The organism is Mesorhizobium sp. WSM4844 (genome assembly GCF_055811775.1).
On the sequence record NZ_JBVVQB010000018.1, the window covers coordinates 51,577 to 69,071 of the forward strand.

General features: G+C 62.1%; 16 protein-coding genes. 3 read left to right on the forward strand and 13 right to left on the reverse strand.

What is annotated here, in order from left to right:
* Positions 1-95: 95 nt before the first annotated feature.
* A complete protein-coding gene (locus AC0L2A_RS16495; RefSeq protein ID WP_473609665.1) occupies positions 96-1,331 on the reverse strand; it encodes an SGNH/GDSL hydrolase family protein in 1,236 nt (411 codons plus the stop codon).
* A 127-nt stretch (positions 1,332-1,458) separates the two neighbouring features.
* The gene (locus AC0L2A_RS16500; protein ID WP_091594951.1) at positions 1,459-2,682 is read right to left on the reverse strand and encodes a lytic murein transglycosylase; all 1,224 of its coding nucleotides are present in this window, start codon (positions 2,680-2,682) and stop codon (positions 1,459-1,461) included.
* Between the two features lie 211 nt (positions 2,683-2,893).
* Between AC0L2A_RS16500 and galU the strand changes: the two genes are divergently transcribed.
* Positions 2,894-3,799: a UTP--glucose-1-phosphate uridylyltransferase GalU gene (galU, locus tag AC0L2A_RS16505; RefSeq protein WP_473609667.1), complete on the forward strand. Its 906-nt coding sequence runs from the start codon at positions 2,894-2,896 to the stop codon at positions 3,797-3,799.
* A 69-nt stretch (positions 3,800-3,868) separates the two neighbouring features.
* On the opposite strand, the gene AC0L2A_RS16510 is transcribed toward galU, so the two are convergent.
* The gene (locus AC0L2A_RS16510) at positions 3,869-5,599 is read right to left on the reverse strand and encodes an outer membrane beta-barrel protein (protein ID WP_473609668.1); all 1,731 of its coding nucleotides are present in this window, start codon (positions 5,597-5,599) and stop codon (positions 3,869-3,871) included.
* Between the two features lie 162 nt (positions 5,600-5,761).
* Here AC0L2A_RS16510 and AC0L2A_RS16515 point away from each other — a divergent pair, with 162 nt between their 5' ends.
* Positions 5,762-6,763 (forward strand): KpsF/GutQ family sugar-phosphate isomerase, encoded by a 1,002-nt coding sequence (locus AC0L2A_RS16515; protein WP_473609670.1) that lies wholly within the window; start codon positions 5,762-5,764, stop codon positions 6,761-6,763.
* A gap of 78 nt (positions 6,764-6,841) precedes the next feature.
* Here AC0L2A_RS16515 and AC0L2A_RS16520 read toward each other — a convergent pair whose 3' ends face one another.
* The 10 genes from AC0L2A_RS16520 to AC0L2A_RS16565 form a co-directional block, all read right to left on the reverse strand.
* Positions 6,842-7,312 (reverse strand): NfeD family protein, encoded by a 471-nt coding sequence (locus tag AC0L2A_RS16520; RefSeq protein WP_023798067.1) that lies wholly within the window; start codon positions 7,310-7,312, stop codon positions 6,842-6,844.
* A gap of 4 nt (positions 7,313-7,316) precedes the next feature.
* The gene (locus AC0L2A_RS16525; RefSeq protein WP_473491101.1) at positions 7,317-8,267 is read right to left on the reverse strand and encodes an SPFH domain-containing protein; all 951 of its coding nucleotides are present in this window, start codon (positions 8,265-8,267) and stop codon (positions 7,317-7,319) included.
* A 149-nt stretch (positions 8,268-8,416) separates the two neighbouring features.
* Positions 8,417-9,481 carry a ferrochelatase gene (gene hemH / locus AC0L2A_RS16530; RefSeq protein WP_473609671.1) on the reverse strand — a complete coding sequence of 355 codons (1,065 nt, stop codon included), beginning with the start codon at positions 9,479-9,481 and terminating at the stop codon, positions 8,417-8,419.
* 249 nt (positions 9,482-9,730) lie between these two features.
* Positions 9,731-11,773, reverse strand: coding sequence for a 5'-nucleotidase C-terminal domain-containing protein (locus AC0L2A_RS16535; protein ID WP_473609672.1), 2,043 nt, complete (start codon positions 11,771-11,773; stop codon positions 9,731-9,733).
* A gap of 178 nt (positions 11,774-11,951) precedes the next feature.
* Positions 11,952-12,323 (reverse strand): outer membrane lipoprotein Omp10, encoded by a 372-nt coding sequence (omp10, locus tag AC0L2A_RS16540; protein ID WP_023798063.1) that lies wholly within the window; start codon positions 12,321-12,323, stop codon positions 11,952-11,954.
* Positions 12,324-12,521: 198 nt separating this feature from the next.
* Positions 12,522-13,967 (reverse strand): homospermidine synthase, encoded by a 1,446-nt coding sequence (locus tag AC0L2A_RS16545; RefSeq protein ID WP_473609674.1) that lies wholly within the window; start codon positions 13,965-13,967, stop codon positions 12,522-12,524.
* A 149-nt stretch (positions 13,968-14,116) separates the two neighbouring features.
* Complete coding sequence (locus AC0L2A_RS16550) at positions 14,117-14,326, reverse strand: hypothetical protein (protein WP_473609675.1); 210 nt, start codon at positions 14,324-14,326, stop codon at positions 14,117-14,119.
* Between the two features lie 12 nt (positions 14,327-14,338).
* Positions 14,339-14,599 (reverse strand): nitrate reductase, encoded by a 261-nt coding sequence (locus AC0L2A_RS16555; protein WP_473609676.1) that lies wholly within the window; start codon positions 14,597-14,599, stop codon positions 14,339-14,341.
* Between the two features lie 75 nt (positions 14,600-14,674).
* The gene (locus AC0L2A_RS16560; protein WP_473609678.1) at positions 14,675-15,679 is read right to left on the reverse strand and encodes a CobW family GTP-binding protein; all 1,005 of its coding nucleotides are present in this window, start codon (positions 15,677-15,679) and stop codon (positions 14,675-14,677) included.
* Between the two features lie 90 nt (positions 15,680-15,769).
* Positions 15,770-16,150 carry a Fur family transcriptional regulator gene (locus AC0L2A_RS16565; protein WP_128183636.1) on the reverse strand — a complete coding sequence of 127 codons (381 nt, stop codon included), beginning with the start codon at positions 16,148-16,150 and terminating at the stop codon, positions 15,770-15,772.
* A gap of 355 nt (positions 16,151-16,505) precedes the next feature.
* Between AC0L2A_RS16565 and aztC the strand changes: the two genes are divergently transcribed.
* Entirely contained in the window at positions 16,506-17,489 is a 984-nt protein-coding gene (gene aztC, locus AC0L2A_RS16570; protein ID WP_473609679.1) for a zinc ABC transporter substrate-binding protein AztC, read from the forward strand.
* Positions 17,490-17,495 lie beyond the last annotated feature (6 nt).

The following is a 17,495-nucleotide window of genomic DNA, read 5'->3' on the forward strand; positions in this document are numbered from 1 at the left end:
TTCTGCGCTTCCGGCCTTCGCCGGCCGAAGCACTTGCGAGCGGTCGTGGCAGTTAAAGCTACGGCCGGCGTAGGCCGGTGCCCGGAGCAGTTTACTTACGGAGTGACCGCCGTGGTCGTTTCGGGCACGGCCGCCGCCGCAGGCTGCTTCCTTGGCGGCCAGGAAAAATCGTCCGCGCGTCCGGGCGAAGCAGCTGATACCTTGCCCTCGACGAAGAGTTTTTCGCCAGGCCCGTCCGCCTTTGCCGGCGCTGCGGCGCCGAGAAGTTCCGTACCGCCGTCGAGTGCCGGATCGCTGAGCAGCATCGGCACGGTGCGATCGACGGGCATGGGTGTCGGTGTCGGCGCCCCGACCGGAGCGCCGGCTGGCGCATAAGCTGCCAGTGTGCCCGGAGGCGAGGTCATTCCAAGGATCTTCAGCAAGGGTTTTTCGGCATAGAAGGCGAGCTTGCGTTTGCCGGCTTTCGACACACGGATGCCGTCGTCGGTGCGCAGGCGCACCGGCTGGCCGTTGATATCAGGCCCGCTGGTGACAAAGGCGCCTTCCTCGTCGACGAAACCGTCCCAGATGTCGACGAATTCGCCGCCATGGCTCTCGGCCGTCGAGCGGTAGATGTCGTTGAAAGCCAGCATGTCGGAGGTCATCTTCGGCGCCTTGAAGGCCGGCATGCCGACCCACAGATACGGCACCTTGGCCGATGCGATGGCCCTGCCGAACGCTTCGGTACGGCGTTCGTATTCCTTGGTCCACGCTTCGGACCGTGGCTGTTCGCGTTCACCGTTCACGCGCATCTGCTGCCGATCGTTGGAACCCAGCATGACGATCACGGCCGCCGGTTTTTCGGCCTCGATCAGCGACTTGATCTGTTCGGGCCAGTTGTAGAAATCGTCACGCACGAAACCGGACGAACCATTGCTGCGAACGACGATCCTGACCTTGTTGTTTTCGGCAAAGGCGGTGTCGAGACCTTCGGCGAGGCCGGTCGCCATGAAATCGCCGACCACCAGAACGGTGCGGGCATCCGGCGCCTTCTCGACAAAGGGGGCTGCCGGCTCAGCCGGCCGGCGCGGCGCGGCACGCGACTTTCTGACTTTTGGCTTGCGTGGCCCGATCCTCTGAATCCGTCGCGGCTCAATCAGTCGCGGCGGTTCCACCCGCTCGCTTCGGCGCAGAAACAACAAGTCGCGCAGCGACCAGCCACGCCTTTGTTCTTCCTGCGCCACGGCCGGCGTGTGAAAGACGGCGGCAGTGCCGACGGCCAGGACGGCAATAGCCAGAATCACGATCGGCACGCGACGAAGGATCGCACGGATACGCGCAGCCGAAACCAATTACCGTCTCCATCCCTTAAGAGCGCCGGACTCTGATACAACCGTGCCGCCGCTCTACCTTAAGTTGAGCATCGGATTTCCTCAAAACCGGTTTGGGTCCGATGCTCCAGGTCTGCCCTATGCGAGGCTAGTTCTGCCTGAGCCATTTGAGCACTTCCATGCTCGGATGTCCGTCCTGGGTCAAGCCAGCCTTCGCCTGGAAGGCCATGATGGCGGCTTTCGATCCCTCGCCGATCTTGCCGTCGAACTTGCCGTCATAGTAGCCGTACTGGGAAAGCCGTTGCTGAAGCTCCTGCCTCTCCTCGAAGGAGAGCTTCGTGAAAGGCCGCTTCCAGTCCTGCACAAGCCCACCATAACCGGCGATTTCGTCGGCAAGAAGGCCAACGGCAACCGCATATTTGTCGGCATTGTTGTAACGCTTGATGACCGAAAAATTCTTGACCATCAGGAAAGCCGGGCCGCCGCGGCCGCCTGGCACCTTCAGCGTGGCCTTCTCCCCACTCTTGAACGGCTTGCCGTTGGCACGCGTGACACCCAGCGCTTGCCATTGCGACAACGACTTCGATCCGGCCGGGAACTTCTTTCCGTCGGGAAGGCTGACTTCATAGCCCCAGGTCTTGCCGGCCTGCCAGCCGTTCTTCCTGAGCAGATTGGCGGCCGTTGCCAATGCATCGGGAATCGAATTCCAGATGTCGCGCTTGCCGTCGCCGTCCATGTCGACCGCATAGGCCTGGTAGCTGGTGGGAATGAACTGGGTATGGCCCATGGCGCCGGCCCATGAGCCACTGAGGTGGCTTTTATCGATGTCGCCCCTTTGCAGGATCTTCAGCGCCGCGATCAACTGCGTGCGGGCGAATTTCGATCGTCTCGAATCGGCATAGCCAAGCGTGGCCAGCGAACGCACGACATTGCGCATGACATCGTCGCGCTTGAGGATTTCGCCGTAGTTCGATTCCATCGACCAGATCGCCAGCAGGATGTGACGGTCGACGCCGTATCTTGCCTCGATCCTGTCCAGCCACGGCTTCCACTTCCTGGCCATCTGCTTGCCAACAGCGACCGACTGGTCATGGACGCGGTTGTCGAAATAGTCCCAGGCGGGCGCGGTGAATTCGGGTTGATAACGCGCTTTTTCCAGCACGACCGGGTCGGCATCGCTGATGCCCTCGAATGCGCGGTCGTAAACGGCGCCGGAAACGCCGCTCCGCACCGCGGTGGCGCGGAAGCTCGCCACCCATTGCCGAAAACCGGCGTCGGCAAAAGCCGATCCGGTGGGCATCAGCAAGGCAAGCGACAGACTGGCGGCCGCAACGATGCTGGTGAAGCGCTTTGCGGCGTCGCGAACGGACATCTTTTCCTCCTTCTTCATCACAGGAAGATCATTCATCGCCGAACCCGGTTAGCATTTAGTTTACCATAGGTGCCGTTGGGAACGAAAAGGCGGGTTGGTGCTTTACGGACTACAGATTTTTCTGACCAGCCGTTCCATAATCCCAGATTCCGGCACGAAAATGTCTTGAAGCGGGATTGCCGAACAGCCTTAGAAGCGGATATTTGATAGCATGAAGAGAGTTCGCAAGGCAGTTTTCCCGGTCGCTGGCCTCGGCACGCGTTTTCTCCCGGCCACCAAGGCCATACCCAAGGAAATGCTGACCGTCGTCGACAGGCCAGTCATCCAGTATGTGGTCGACGAGGCACGCGAAGCCGGCATCGAGCATTTCATCTTCGTGACCGGACGCAACAAGGCGGTCATCGAGGACCATTTCGACGTTCAGTTCGAACTCTATGACACGCTCGCCCAACGCGGCAAGGACGACGAGCTCGCCCGCCTGCAGCGGCTGCAACCTTCGCCAGGGCAGACCAGCTTCACCCGTCAGCAGGTGCCGCTTGGCCTTGGCCATGCCGTCTGGTGTGCCCGCGAGCTGGTCGGCGACGAGCCGTTCGCGCTGCTTTTGCCCGATATGATCATGCAGTCCGAAAAAAGCTGCATGAAGGAGATGGTCGAGCTTTATGCCGAGACCGGCAACAACATCGTCGCGGTTCAGGAATGCGACCCCGCCGACGCCCATAAATACGGTATCGTCGGCCGCGGCGAGGATACGCATCACGGTTTCCGCATTACCGGCATGGTGGAAAAGCCGAAGACCGGCACGGCACCCTCCAACCTATACATCAACGGGCGCTACATCCTGCAGCCGGAGATATTTGGGATACTCGAAGGCCAGGAGAAGGGCGCCGGCAACGAGATACAACTCACCGATGCGATGCTGAAGCTGGAGAAGCAGCAGCCCTTCTATGGCTGCCACTACCGGGGGCGCACCTTCGATTGCGGATCGCCGGAAGGCTTTGTCGAGGCCAACGTCGCCTTCGCGCTGTGGCGCAGCGACATGAACGGACGCATGGCAGGCGTTATCAGCAAGCTTCTCGACGAGATGAAACCGTCAGAGCAGCGGGGCGCGGCGTTCTAACCCCCGGGCTAATGCATGCGCGCAAAAGCATGCCCTCGGGCCTGAACCGAGGGTGCGCGGCGGCTTGGTTTAAGGCTGCAGCGTCACCCCGACAAAGATGCTGTGGGCGGTGTAGTCGCGGCCCTCGATGTTGCTGGTCTGTTTTTCAGTTCTGGCGCGGGTGGTCAGTCCGGCATATCGGTTCAGCCACCATGTCAGTCCGACCTCGGCGCTCAGCGTCAGATCATGGCCGTCCGACCCGATGTAGTCGCGCCAGTCTACCCCGAGAGCTGCGTTGCCGACCAGGTTGGCACGGATTTCCCGCTCGGCGGTGAGGCGGCCGGAGTAAAGGATGGTGCCGCTTTCGTCGGCGGTTGTCATGCCCTCGACGATCGTCTGCCCGGTGAGGCCGATCGTGGTGCCGCGTTGCGGCGACCATCTGAGGTCGGCGTTCACCGTGGCGCCCGAAATTGCCGGCAGGCGGTCATCGTCGATCGCCTCGCGCAGCCAGCCGGCCGAGAACTCGCCGGCAAGCTTCTCGCCGAGGTCGAGCTCGGCGCCGGCCCGAACCCCAAGCCGCGTCGAGGATCGTTCGAAACCATTGCTGTCGACGCGCAAATCATAGACCCGGCGGCCGATTTCGACCTCGGTGAAAGGGATGATGGCGGGCGAAATCTCATAGCCGGTGCGCAAGGTGGCGGTATAGAGCGTCGAATCGCGGTCTTTCTGCGACAGCGTTCCGCCCGTCGAAAGCCTGGCGTCGCCGTAGATGTCGTGTTCGACTGCGCCGGTCAGGGCGAAGCGCATCTTGCCGGCATCCTTCTCGACCGCCAGGCTGCCATCAATGGTCTGGCGCACCGGCTGCTCGGCGGTGCCTTCGATGACGACCGGCGAGGAAGCCGATTCCGGCGCCGCCTCGTAACCGAGCTTGGCGATAGCGCGCAGATCGTTGTCGAAGTCGACATTGAGCGTGCCTTCGACACGGCCGCGCGCCTCCTCAACCTCGTCGCCCGATAGGGTCTTGAGAAAGGTGCCGTAGCCGTCGACGATAGCCGAATTCTCCCGCCAGTCTGAGATGGCGTTGAAGCGCAGCGTCGTTTCCGACAGCAGGGCCGGCTTGCCTTCGCTGCTTGAATCGGCATTCGATGAGGCCTTCAGGCCTTGCTCGAGCGTCGGCCTGATCACGAAGGAGCCGACTTTGATGCCGCTGGCGGCGAACGGGTCGTCCTCGGCCCTCCTGTCCCGGCCTTCGATGGCTTCGGCGCGCTCGGCGCCCGGATCGAGTTGCTGCCTGTCGGCGGAATCGATGGTCACGGCACGGGAATTGATTGGGTCCGTCTCGGCGGTGTCCTCGTCATCCGTCGGGGCCGTCGTCGCGGTGGCGGCCTGTGTCTCGGCGGCTTCGTCCTGATCGGCTGCGCTCTGGGTTGCGCTCGATGGCCGGCGCGGCGGGACGGGAACCGGTGCGTCCGCAAACGGATCGTCGGTTGCTTCCGGCGGATCAAAAATGCTGCCGGTCGCGGGTGCCGCGTCGTCGTCCTGCACGGCGCCCGGGCTGGCCGGCTGATAGGTGGGCGTCGGCGCAGTGCTCTGGATGGTTGCACCGGCCTGCGCCGTCTGATCCGGGGCGATGCTCAATTGCCTGGTTTTGCGCTGCTGGTCGTCCAGAATCGCCGATTCCGAAACCTCGCCGCGCAGCTCGGTTACCTGGGCATAGGGCTGCGCAGGCCGCAGCAAGGCGAAGACGCTGGTCGCCAGCAGCAAGGCGCAGACCGCCTTGCCGTTTCGTCTTCTTTTCTTTTCAGGCGGGGCCCCGGACATCGCTACCACTGCTTGCGCGGCGCACGCGCGCCATACTTACCGAACCGTAAACGGAGATGGTTAACGTTGGGTTGAGGCGGCGGTCGATCAAAGCCCACTTGACGGCTAACGGATGGCAATTCCGTTGGACAGGCGCGCAGCAAAGCGCTAATCGCATCAGCCATGCATGCGGGATCCCCAGACAAGAAGCGGCTCAATGGGCAGGCTTCGATCGCCTCGGCGCTTAGAACGGTAGCGACCGAGCAGGCCGGTGTCGCGGCGCTGGCGGCCGCGCTCGAGAACGGGTTGACCGAACCGTTCGCGCGCGCCGTCGATATGGTGTCGCATATCGCCGGCCGCGTCATCGTCACCGGCGTCGGCAAGAGCGGCCATATCGGCTCAAAGATCGCGGCGACGCTCGCCTCGACCGGCACGCCGGCTTTCTTCGTCCATTCTGCCGAAGCCAATCATGGCGATCTCGGCATGATCGCCAGGGACGACGCCATCATCGCCATATCGTGGTCGGGCGAGAGCCGCGAGCTCAAGGGCATCATCGCCTATTCCAGGCGCTTCTCGATTCCGCTGATCGCAGTCACTGCCGGAGAGCGATCGGCGCTGGCGCGGGCGGCCGATGTGGTGCTTTTGCTGCCGCGTGCGTCGGAAGCCTGCCCGCACGGCCTAGCGCCGACGACATCGACGCTGCTGCAACTGGTGATCGGCGATGCACTGGCCATCGCGCTGCTCGAAGCGCGCGGCTTCACGCCGGATCATTTCCGCACCTTCCATCCCGGTGGGCAACTTGGCGCCAATCTGACGCAGATCCGCGAGATCATGCATGTCGGCGACAGGCTGCCGCTGGTGCCTTCCGGCACTGGAATGCAAGAAGCGATCCTCGAATTGTCGCGCAAGGGGTTTGGCTGTGTGGCGATAACCGCTGCGGATGGTGCGCTGATCGGCATCATCACCGACGGCGACATCAGGCGCCACATCGGCAGCAATCTTCTGGCGATGAGCGTCGATCAGGTCATGACCAAGGAGCCGAAGACGGCCGGACCGGATACGCTGGTGGCGACCGCGCTGCAGACGATCAACAGTTCGACCATCTCCAGCCTGATGGTTGTCGAAGGCAGACGGCCGGTCGGACTTGTCCATCTGCACGATCTGCTGCGCATAGGCGCTGCCTGAGCTCGCCAGAGCGAATTTCGAAACAGTCTCTGACAGACCTCAGGCCTGTTTGAAAAGTCGCCCGCCGAGATGGTCGGATCAGTCCAGGACCGCCTCGACCGTCAGTTCCAGATCGGCGTCGGCCGCGCCCGTCACGCGCACCTGCGTGCCGGCCGGCAGGTCCGGGCCGGAGATGCGCCATAGCGTGTCGCCCAGCTTTATGCGGCCGCGGCCGTCCCTGATCGGCTCGTCCAGGGTGGCCATCCTGCCGATCATCTGTGCGCCGCGGCGGTTGAGCAGTGGCTGATCGGTGCCATCATCGCGCCCACCCACCAGTCTCTTGCCGACATAGGTTGAAACCAGCGACATCGCCAGGAAGGCGAGAACCTGGATCTGCCAGGTCCAGAAGTCCGCGTCCCAGATGAGCAGGGACACCACGCCGATCAGCAGAGCGGCGATGCCGATCCACAGCATGAATATGCCCGGTGCGATGACCTCCATCACCAGGAGGACGAAGCCGAGAACCATCCAAACCCAGGGGCCGAGTTCGGAAATGATGCGTTCGAACATGGCCTCAGGTCTCGCTGGGACGAACCACGGGCGGGCGTGCAGCCTGCCGCGTGGTGCCGGCAGTGCCCTCTGCGCCGAAAACTTCCTTGGCGATCGCGCCGATGCCGCCGAGCGTGCCGATCAATGACGAAGCTTCCATAGGCATCAGCACGACCTTGCTGTTTGTGGCGGAGCCGATCCTGGTCAGTGCTTCGGTGTATTTCAGCGCAACGAAGTAGTTGAGCGCCTGCACGTCGCCCTTGGCGATCGCTTCCGACACCACCTGCGTGGCGCGGGCCTCGGCCTCGGCCGAGCGTTCGCGCGCCTCGGCGTCGCGGAAGGCGGCTTCCTTGCGGCCCTCGGCTTCCAGGATCTGCGACTGCTTGAGGCCTTCGGCGTCGAGGATCTGCGCGCGCTTGTTGCGCTCGGCCATCATCTGGCGACCCATCGATTCGACGAGATTGGCCGGTGGATTGATGTCCTTGATCTCGACGCGGGTAATCTTGATGCCCCAGGGATGTGCCGCCTCGTCGACGACGCGCAGCAGGCGTTCGTTGATGGCGTCGCGGTTCGACAAAAGCTCGTCGAGGTCCATCGACCCCATCACGGTACGGATGTTGGTCATCGTCAGGTTGAGGATGGCGTTCTCCAGACCGGCGACCTGGTAGGCGGCCTGCGCCGCGTTGAGCACCTGGTAGAAGGCGACGCCGTCGACGGCGACGGTGGCGTTGTCGCGGGTGATGATCTCCTGCGTCGGGACGTCGAGCACCTGCTCCATCATGTTCAATTTGGAGCCGATGCGGTCAACGAACGGCACGATGAGGTTGAGGCCGGGGCTCAATGTCCTGGTATAACGGCCAAAGCGTTCGACGGTGTAATTGTAGCCTTGCGGGATTGTCCGGATGCCTTTGAAAAGCACGAGCACGACAAGAGCGACAAGAACAAGAAGCGCGATATCGAAACCACTGAAATCCATTTGGCTCTCCCTCAGATGCCGGTCACGGAAATGTTTCAACGCGACCGACTTCACCAAACACTTAAGTGTGTTTCAGGAACGTTACAATCAGGTGATAGTGGATAACCGGTGCATAGAAAGCCGGTTAGCGGCGCTCGATTGTATCGGCTTCACACCCAACCCGACAGTTCGCGCCGCACCATCGCCTCGATCACCGCCATGCCCTCGGCACTGTCGTTGAGGCAGGGAATATGCGCGAACTTTTCGCCGCCGGCATGATGGAAGGTCTCGGCCGCCTCCCTGCCGATCTCGTCCAGCGTCTCGATGCAGTCGACAGAAAAGCCCGGATTGACGATGGCGATCGATCTCACGCCTTCTCCGGGCAATTTCTCGACCGTCTTGTCGGTGTAAGGCTGCAGCCACTCCTGCGCGCCGAAGCGCGACTGGAACGTGGTGATCAGCTTCTTCTCATTCCAGCCGAGCTTTTCCCGCAGCAGCCGGGTCGTCTCCAGGCAATGGGCCTGATAGGGGTCACCCTTGTCGGAATAGGGTTTCGGAATGCCGTGGTAGGAGGCGATGACCATTTCCGGCTCGAAATCGAGGCTCGCCAGATGGCGCTCAATCGAACGGGCGAGCGCTTCGATATAGACCGGTTCGGCATAGTAGGGCGGCACGCTGCGGATCGCCGGGGCGCGGCGCATCTTCATCAGCGCGCGAAACAACTGGTCGTTGGCGGTGGCGGTCGTGGTCGCGGAATATTGCGGATAAAGCGGAAATGTCAGAATGCGGTCGCAGCCTTGCGCGACCAGCCCGTTGGCGACGCTCTCGGTCGAAGGATTGCCGTAACGCATTGCCCAGTCGACGCTGACGCCGGGCAGGTCGCGCAGCGCCTCGGTCAGCTTTTCGCTCTGAGCGCGGGTGTAGGTGCGCAGCGGCGACTCGTCACGCTGCCGGTTCCAGATCCTGGCATAGTTGGCGCCCGACTTCTTCGGCCGTGTGGTGAGAACCAGCCCGTAGAGGATCGGGTACCAGATCGCCTTGTTGAGTTCGATGACGCGCGGATCGGACAGGAATTCCCTGAGATAGCGCCACATCGGCTTGAATTCCGTGCCGTCGGGCGTGCCGAGATTAACCAGCATGACGCCGATCCTGCCCGCCCCGACCGGCGGCTGTCCTGCCGGCAGCGGGTCGAGGACCGTCGCGGCCTTGGGATCGGCAGGGTTGGAAGGCGTCATAAGGGATCTCCGGACACCGCGCGAAACTAGCGATGCCGCGCCGGTTTTCAATGCAGCGTCTGGCCGCACCTTATCTAAACCTAAAGCGCGTCGCATTTGACCGGCCTCACGCGACGCGCTTTAGGTTGTTGTTTTATGCATATCGTTATCGCAAAACCGCTGCACACTTTTGCGCGACATGCATTAGAGGCGAAAGCAGAAAAACCCGCCCGGTTTGCCGGACGGGTTTTCCAACAATGACAGAAGAATTCAGTTCGCGGCCGGGATGGTCAAGGTTGCGCCGACGGGAAGCCGGCGCGGCTCGTAGTCCTGGTTGGCGTCGGAGATCGTTTTCCACCTGGCGCCATCGCCATAGGCCTTTTCCGCCAAATCCCAATAGGTGTCGCCGGCAACGATCACATGGCTGCTTTCGGCCGGCTTTGCCGGCTCGGCAGGCGCAGCCTCGGCAGGTGCCGGCGCTGCCGGGGCGGGTTCCGTCGGCACGGCTGGCGGTGTCGTGGCAATATCGTCCGAACCGGCCGGCGGTTCGGGCATTGCCGGCTCCGCAGTTGCGTCTGGAGCCGTTTCTGCCGGTTTTGCGGGCTCGGCCGGAGCGGGAGCCTCGGCCGGCTTCGCCGATTCCTGGGCCGATTCCTGGGCCGATTCCTGGGCCGGCTGCTGGGCCGGTTCCGCCGCGGCGGCGGCCGTGATTTCGGTGATGCGGCCCTCGAGCTTCGGCGTATAGGGCCGATGCGCGCCGAGATAATCGGCGACCACCTGTTCGAGGCCCGGACCGTAATCGTAGGCGTTCCTGGCCTTGTCGGCGAACACCTTGTAGCCGTCGCCACCCTGGCGCACATAGTTGTTGGTGGCGACCAGGTAATCCTTGTCCGGATTGATCGGCGTCCACCCGCCGCCTTGCATGACCTCGACCGACTTGACGCGCCCGGCATTCGCGGCGGCCGATTTGTCGAATGAATACTTCAGGCCGGCAACCTGGGGGAAGCGGCCGGCGCCGTCCTCGATCTGGCTGAGACCGTTCTCCAGCCCGGCAACCAGATCCTTGCCGGAAATCTGGAAGGTCGCCACTGTGTTCTGGAACGGCAGCACGTTCAGCACCTCGCCCATGGTGACGGTGCCCTGGTCGATCGAAGCGCGCAGACCGCCGCCATTCGTGATGACGATCTCGACACCCTGGTCCTTGACGCGGTCGAGGACGGCATCGGAGACGAGATTGCCCATCTCGCACTCGCGGGTGCGGCAGTTCTCACGGCTGCCGTCGATCGCCTTGGTGGTCTCGGCGACCTCCTGGTTCTTCAACGCCTCGATCGGCGCGCCGAGTTCCTTGATGCGGGCAAGCACGGCGGGGTCTGGCGTGATCGATTTGTCGAGGTAGATCGGGTCGCCGCTGGCCTGCTTGACGACACCGTTGTCGTCGAACACGACCTTGAACTCGCCGAGATATTTCGAATAGGACGCCGCCTGGACGACCGGCACCTTGTAGCCGTCCGGATTGTCGACCATCGTCGGGTAGGGGCCTTCAGCCTTGGGGTCGGTGTTGGACAGCAGCGAATGGCTGTGGCCGCCAACCACCACGTCGACACCCGGGATCTTGGCGATGACGTCACGCTCGCGCTTGTAACCAATATGGGTGACCGCGATGATCTTGTTGACGCCTTCTCCCTTCAGCCTCTCGATCTCTGACGTGATCAACTTGACGTCGTCCTCGATCGTGACGTTGGGGCCTGGCGAAGCGAGTTCCGGCGTGTCGTTGGTGACCGCGCCGACGACGCCGATCTTCTGGCCGCCGACCTCGATCACAACAGACGGTTTCACGCGGTCACCGAGCTTGGATTGCGCGTTGGCCTTCACATTGGCGCCGAGCACCGGAAACTTGATCATATCCAGGAACGGCGCCAGCGCCGCCTCGCCGTCGTCGAACTCGTGATTGCCGACCGCCAAGGCGTCGAATTTCATCTGGTTGAGGAATTCGCCTTCGGTCTTGCCCTTGTAGGTCGTGTAGAACAGCGAACCCTGGAAATTATCGCCAGCGCTGAGCAGCAGCACGTTCTGGCCTTCCAGCTTCTTGCGCTGCTGGGCGATCGCCGTGATCAGCCGCGCCGCGCCGCCAGTGCACTCGCCCTTGGTCTCCTCTTCGGCCGAGCAGGTCGATTCATATTTGTTGTTGCTTTCGATGCGGCTGTGCCAGTCGTTGATGTGCAGGATGTTCAGAGTGTAGTCGGCAAAGGACATGCCGGTCGACAGGACAAGCGTAGACGCCGACAGGGCGGCAATGGCGGCGATCTTCTTCATCTTCGTCTCCCGGATGACCTGTTTAACGCCCTCGCTCGACTGGAACATAACAGCCGGCTTTTCGCCCATGTTCACATCGCGTTTTAGCCGATGCAAGCGGAATCGGGCCCAGCTTTGCCGGCACAAAAAGACGGCGGCCTCAAGCCGCCGTCCTTTGCGAAAGCAGTTCAGTATGGGCTCAGGTGCGTCGCGTCAGCACAAAGTTCTGCCCGCTCACGCTGGTGCAGTTAAGCTGCGAGGTGGAGATCAACAAGCAGTTGAAGCTGATCGGCGTCTGGCGGATCAGCGAAGTGCCCTGGATTTGGACCGAGGTGCCGCCGGTCATGGCGTAGCTGCCGTCGGCAAGCTTCTGGCCGGTGTCGGTGGCGACGGTCTTGAAGCTGCCGCCGGCGAAGGTCGACAGGCCCGTGCCCTGCGCGTCGATCCATGAGCCTTCGACCGGACTCCGCGTGGCCGATGGCGGCCCGCCCGGGCCGGCGGTGGTGCACGCCGCCAAGGCGGCAGCGGCCGCGACAACGCCGGCCGAAAGCAATTTGCGCGCAATCGTCATCATCAAGATCCTCTCCTCTCGCATTGGCCCGAAAATCGATGCGATTTTTCGGAAAGCACGATGCGTACACTCGAACCGCCAGAGCGTACTTTGTGCGTCCAAATGGATGCACGTCGCTCCAGGCCGCCTTCTTTCAATCGCCCGATTTCCAGACGATTGCAAGGCAGTGAGACATTGCTTTCGAACGAGGATGTTGAACTATCGAACGAGGATGTTGCGGAATTGCCATGGGTCGTTTTTGTCGAGGTCTTCCGGGAACAGCCCAGGGCGGTTGTCGAGCGGCGTCCAGTCGGTGTAATAGCCCTTGATCGGCCCGAGATAGGGCGACTGCACTTCCAGGCAGCGCCTGTAGTCCATCTCGTCCGCCTCGACGATGCCGGCCTCGGGATTTTCCAGCGCCCAGACCATGCCCGCCAGCACTGCCGACGTGACCTGCATGCCCGTGGCGTTTTGATAAGGCGCCAGCTTGCGCGCCTCCGCCAGCGACAGCTGCGAGCCGTACCAATAGGCGTTCTTGTCGTGGCCGTAGAGCAGCACGCCGAGTTCGTCGACACCGTCGACCAGTTCGTTTTCATCGAGCACGTGATGCACCGGTTGTGCCTTGCCGGCAGCGCCGAACATTTCGTGCAGCGACAGCACGGCGTCATTGCAGGGATGGTAGGCGTAGTGGCAGGTCGGACGATATTGGACCTTGCCCTTCTTGCCGCGCAGGGTGAAGAAGTCGGCGATCGAGATCGACTCGTTGTGCGTCACCAGGAAGCCATATTGCGGGCCCGGCGTCGGGCACCAGCTGCGCACACGCGTGTTGGCGCCCGGCTGCTCCAGATAGATTGCGGCCTTCGAGCCATGCTTGTGCTTCTTGCCGTTCTTCGGGATCCACGTCTCATGCGTGCCCCAGCCGAGCTCGGCCGGTTGAAGCCCTTCCGAGATGAAGCCTTCGACCGACCAGGTATTCCAGAACACGTTCATCGGCTTCGGCTTCTTGGTGCGCTGTGTGTCGCGCTCGGCGATGTGGATACCCTTGACGCCGGCCTTCTTCATCAGCCTGGCCCAAGCATCGCGATCGTGCTGCGCGGGCTCGGAGAATTGGAGGCCAAGATCGGTGGCGAGGTTGACCAGCGCCTGCTTGACGAACCACGAGACCATGCCTGGGTTGGCGCCGCAGGTGGAGATTGCGGTCGCCCCGCCGGGGTGCGCGCGCTTTTCTTCGATCATGGATTCGCGCAGCGCATAATTGGTGCGGCTGCCAGTGTCGGCCTTGGTGTCGAAATAGAAGCCGAGCCATGGCTCGACGACGGTGTCGATGTAAAGCACACCCAGCTTGCGACAGAGCCGCATCAAATCCACGGAGCCGGTGTCGACCGACAGGTTGACGCAAAAGCCCTGGCCACCGCCTTTGGTCAGCAGCGGCGTCAAAAGCTTCTTGTAGTTCTTGCTGGTCACCGCATCCTGCATGAAGGTGATATCGCGCTCGTCGAGCAGCTTGCGATCGGTATCGCGTGGGTCGATGACTGTCATGCGCGACTTGTCGAACTTGAAATGGCGCTCGATCAGCGGCAACGTTCCCCGTCCGATCGAGCCGAAGCCGATCATCACGACAGGGCCGGTGATCTCACCGTAAACGGGCCAGTTTTCATTCGCCATTTTATCGATTACTCCCTCAGATAGGCTGAAAAGCCGGGCAAACAGACGCAAAGCGGAGCATTTTTTTGCCCGACCGCCACGCGCTACAACCACAGATCATTGTCATAAACCAGCGAAAAGCCGCGAGCTACGCCGCATTCGTCATGTGGTTAAGGAGACGACCAGCCGCTGACGCCGGCCGTCATTCCCCTGTTGTCGAGTTGGCCCTTGTAGTCGCGTTGGGCAAAGTCGAGCGCCAGCAGTTGCGCGGCCGAAGATGCGGCGAGCATTGGCTCGTCGATGGTTCCGGATCCGGCCACAGCCCGGTGACACTCGGTAAGCGCCGCAGGTTCGGCCGAGAGGCCGAACACCCTGCGCATATCCCGATCCATTCACCCTCGCGGCAGATCGTGCGAGGTCACATCGGCGATTGCCTTGTTGACCCGGATCATTTCGATTTTCTCGCCGGGACGCATTATGCCGATCACCGTTTCGATGTCGGGACAGCCATTTTTGCGGCATGCCAGCTCCGTGACGGACACGACGACATCGTCATCGAGCCCGCAAGCCCTGCGAACCCAGAGCTTGATCTGGCTGGTCTTCTCCGGAACGGCAAACCCGCGGGGGGCGAGTGGGTTCGCGAGACGGTTCATATACAATCCCGTCCCGAAGACGAAAGCGCTCGGCCAGACAAATGCGAAAAAGGCGCGCTGCCGTCGGCCTTGCCCCTATGCATTCAGCGCCACGAGCGTGTCCATTTCGGCGCGGCATTTGAGGAAGCCGTCTTCAATCAGGCCTTTGGGCAGGTTGCGGCCGATAAATACCAGGCGGCTGACGCGCTTCTCCCCCGCTTTCCAGGGGCGCTGGTGGTCGCCTTCGAGCAGCATGTGGACGGCCTGAACGACAAAGCGGTGCTCATCGCCCTTGAACGCCAGGATGCCTTTCATGCGCAACATGTCGATGCCGAATTTCTGTGTGATCATCTGGATCCACGGCAAGAACTTGCGCGGATCGATCGAAGCTTCGGTGACGAGAGAGAAGCTGGTGACGTGATCGTCATGCACATGGTCGTGGCCCGCGTCGAGAAAGTCCGGCTCGACTTCGAGGACACGGTTCAAATCGAACGCGCCGCGATCCAGAACCTCGTCGAGTGGAACGTTGCAACGTATGGAATGCTTGATCGCAGCCGTCGGGTTGATCCTGCGGATGCGCGCCTCCACTGCCTTGAGTTCGGCCGGCGCCACCGGGTCGGTCTTGTTCAGTATGACGATATCGGCGAAGGCGAGTTGCTCCTGCGCCTCATGCGCATGATCCAGTTCGCCGAGGAGATGCTTGGCATCGGCGACGGTGATGATCGCGTCGAGTGTCGTCTTCTGCCTGACATCGTCGTCGACGAAGAAGGTCTGGGCGACGAGGGCGGGATCGGCAAGGCCGGTCGTCTCGATCAGGATGGCGTCGAAACGGTCCCTGCGCCGCATCAAGCTCTCAATGATCCGGATCAGGTCGCCGCGCACCGTGCAGCAGATGCAGCCGTTGTTCATCTCGAAGACTTCTTCGTCGGTATCGACGATGAGGTCGTTGTCGATGCCAATCTCGCCGAACTCGTTGACGATTACGGCGTAACGCTTGCCGTGCTGTTCGGACAGGATGCGGTTGAGCAGCGTCGTCTTGCCGGCGCCGAGGTAGCCGGTAAGAACCGTGACGGGCATTTTCTGGGAGGCTTCAAGCGGCATAGTCGTCTCCGGATGTTGGATTGTTGCGGATTTAAGCTGGGTCAGGCGCGAGCCGATTGGATCGCCCGTAGACGGAAGGCCGGCGTCTGTTCAATGCGCGCAAGCCTCGCATAGACCCGAAAGCTCCACCGTGGCCGAGTTGGTTTGGAAGCCCTGCCGTCGGGCAATCCGGCGCAGCACCCGCTCCAATGCCGGGTCATGAACCTCACTTGCCCGCCCGCAATTCGCGCAGATTGCAAAGGCGGCGCGGCCATGGGTGCCGCATTCGCTGTGGACGCAGAGCGCAAACGCGCTCAGGCTCTCGATCCGGTGAACCAGGCCCTGCTCGACGAGCCGATCCAGAGCGCGATAGATCTGTAGCGGTGAGCGGAGCCCTTCCTGGCGAAGAAGTCCAAGCAGTTCATAGGCCCCCATCGGCCTCTCGGAGCGCGTCAGCGCGTCGAGTACCAGCTGCTGGTTGCGTCCAGGCATCCGCTGTTCCCTCGTATTCCAGGCAGTTTTGAGCACAATGGCGGGCGTCAGTTATAGTATAACATTTTGGATTGACGAGCGTGATAACATAACATAACGGATCGTCAAGAGCGGGGCCGACTTTGAAGGCTCCCGCGGAGATCGAACGAAAGGCTGCCTGTGTGATCTTTCAAGACCTGATGCTTCAAGGCCTGACGCTGGGCCACAACAGCGCGCCGCGATGGGATCGCACGGCCCGGCGATCATTGTCAGCGGGTCACGATCCACATTCCCTTCTATCTCTGCCGGGACGCGCGGCTGCTCACGCGTCCCGGCGCATCTGCCACAGAACCGCTTGAACAAAGGAGTCGATCGAATGTCCAGGACGCTAAAACTCGCCGCCGTGATAGGCGCTTTAACATCGATGCCAATCGCTCCGTCGGTGGCCGCTGCCGAGAACCTCAGGGTTGTCGCCAGTTTCTCGATCATCGCCGATTTCGCCAAGAATGTCGGCGGCGATCGTGTCGACATCATCACGCTGGTCGGGCCGAATGGCGACGCCCATGTCTACGAACCGAAACCGGCCGACGCGGCAACCGTCGGTTCGGCCGACGTGGTGCTGGTCAACGGCCTCCAGTTCGAGGGTTTCCTCCAGCGTCTCGTCGAGGCGAGCGCCACCAAGGCGCCGATCGTGGAATTGACCAAAGGCGGCGAGGTGTTGCGCAACGCCGAGGAAGAAGGTCACCACGATCAGGATCAAGCCGCCGAGGGCGGGGAAAAACACGCCGCGGCGGAAGAGGGCCATGAGGAAGGGCACCATCATCACGGCGAGTCCGATCCCCATGCATGGCAGTCGGTGCACAATGCCGAACTCTATGTGAAGAACATCGCCGACGCCTTCTGTGCCGCCGATGCAGCCGGCTGTGACACTTATCGGGCCAATGCCGAATCATACGGCCAGCAGCTCGAGGCACTGGAAGCGGAGATCAAGGCTACCGTAGCTGAGATCCCCGAGGACAAGCGCACGATCATCACCTCCCACGACGCCTATGGCTATTTCGAACACGAATACGGCATAAAATTCCTGGCACCGGAGGGCGTCTCCACCGAATCCGAGGCGTCAGCCTCCGACGTCGCTGCCCTGATCAAACAGATCAGGCAAGACAAGGCTTCGGCAATCTTCGTGGAGAACGTCACCAATCCGCGCCTGATCGAGCAGATCGCCAGCGAGACGGGCCTGAAAGTCGGCGGTGAGCTCTACTCCGACGCCCTGTCGGATAAGAACGGTCCGGCTGCGACCTATCTCGAGATGATGCGGCACAACATCACGACGATCAAAGGCGCGATCCTCGGGAGCTGACCGCCA

Bases quoted from the DNA above. Each gene is read 5' to 3' on its own strand.
- AC0L2A_RS16500 (WP_091594951.1), bottom strand. From the start codon at position 2,682: ATGTCCGTTCGCGACGCCGCAAAGCGCTTCACCAGCATCGTTGCGGCC.
- galU (WP_473609667.1), top strand. From the start codon at position 2,894: ATGAAGAGAGTTCGCAAGGCAGTTTTCCCGGTCGCTGGCCTCGGCACG.
- AC0L2A_RS16510 (WP_473609668.1), bottom strand. From the start codon at position 5,599: ATGTCCGGGGCCCCGCCTGAAAAGAAAAGAAGACGAAACGGCAAGGCG.
- AC0L2A_RS16515 (WP_473609670.1), top strand. From the start codon at position 5,762: ATGCATGCGGGATCCCCAGACAAGAAGCGGCTCAATGGGCAGGCTTCG.
- AC0L2A_RS16520 (WP_023798067.1), bottom strand. From the start codon at position 7,312: ATGTTCGAACGCATCATTTCCGAACTCGGCCCCTGGGTTTGGATGGTT.
- AC0L2A_RS16525 (WP_473491101.1), bottom strand. From the start codon at position 8,267: ATGGATTTCAGTGGTTTCGATATCGCGCTTCTTGTTCTTGTCGCTCTT.
- hemH (WP_473609671.1), bottom strand. From the start codon at position 9,481: ATGACGCCTTCCAACCCTGCCGATCCCAAGGCCGCGACGGTCCTCGAC.
- AC0L2A_RS16535 (WP_473609672.1), bottom strand. From the start codon at position 11,773: ATGAAGAAGATCGCCGCCATTGCCGCCCTGTCGGCGTCTACGCTTGTC.
- omp10 (WP_023798063.1), bottom strand. From the start codon at position 12,323: ATGACGATTGCGCGCAAATTGCTTTCGGCCGGCGTTGTCGCGGCCGCT.
- AC0L2A_RS16545 (WP_473609674.1), bottom strand. From the start codon at position 13,967: ATGGCGAATGAAAACTGGCCCGTTTACGGTGAGATCACCGGCCCTGTC.
- AC0L2A_RS16550 (WP_473609675.1), bottom strand. From the start codon at position 14,326: ATGCGCAGGGTGTTCGGCCTCTCGGCCGAACCTGCGGCGCTTACCGAG.
- AC0L2A_RS16555 (WP_473609676.1), bottom strand. From the start codon at position 14,599: ATGAACCGTCTCGCGAACCCACTCGCCCCCCGCGGGTTTGCCGTTCCG.
- AC0L2A_RS16560 (WP_473609678.1), bottom strand. From the start codon at position 15,679: ATGCCGCTTGAAGCCTCCCAGAAAATGCCCGTCACGGTTCTTACCGGC.
- AC0L2A_RS16565 (WP_128183636.1), bottom strand. From the start codon at position 16,150: ATGCCTGGACGCAACCAGCAGCTGGTACTCGACGCGCTGACGCGCTCC.
- aztC (WP_473609679.1), top strand. From the start codon at position 16,506: ATGTCCAGGACGCTAAAACTCGCCGCCGTGATAGGCGCTTTAACATCG.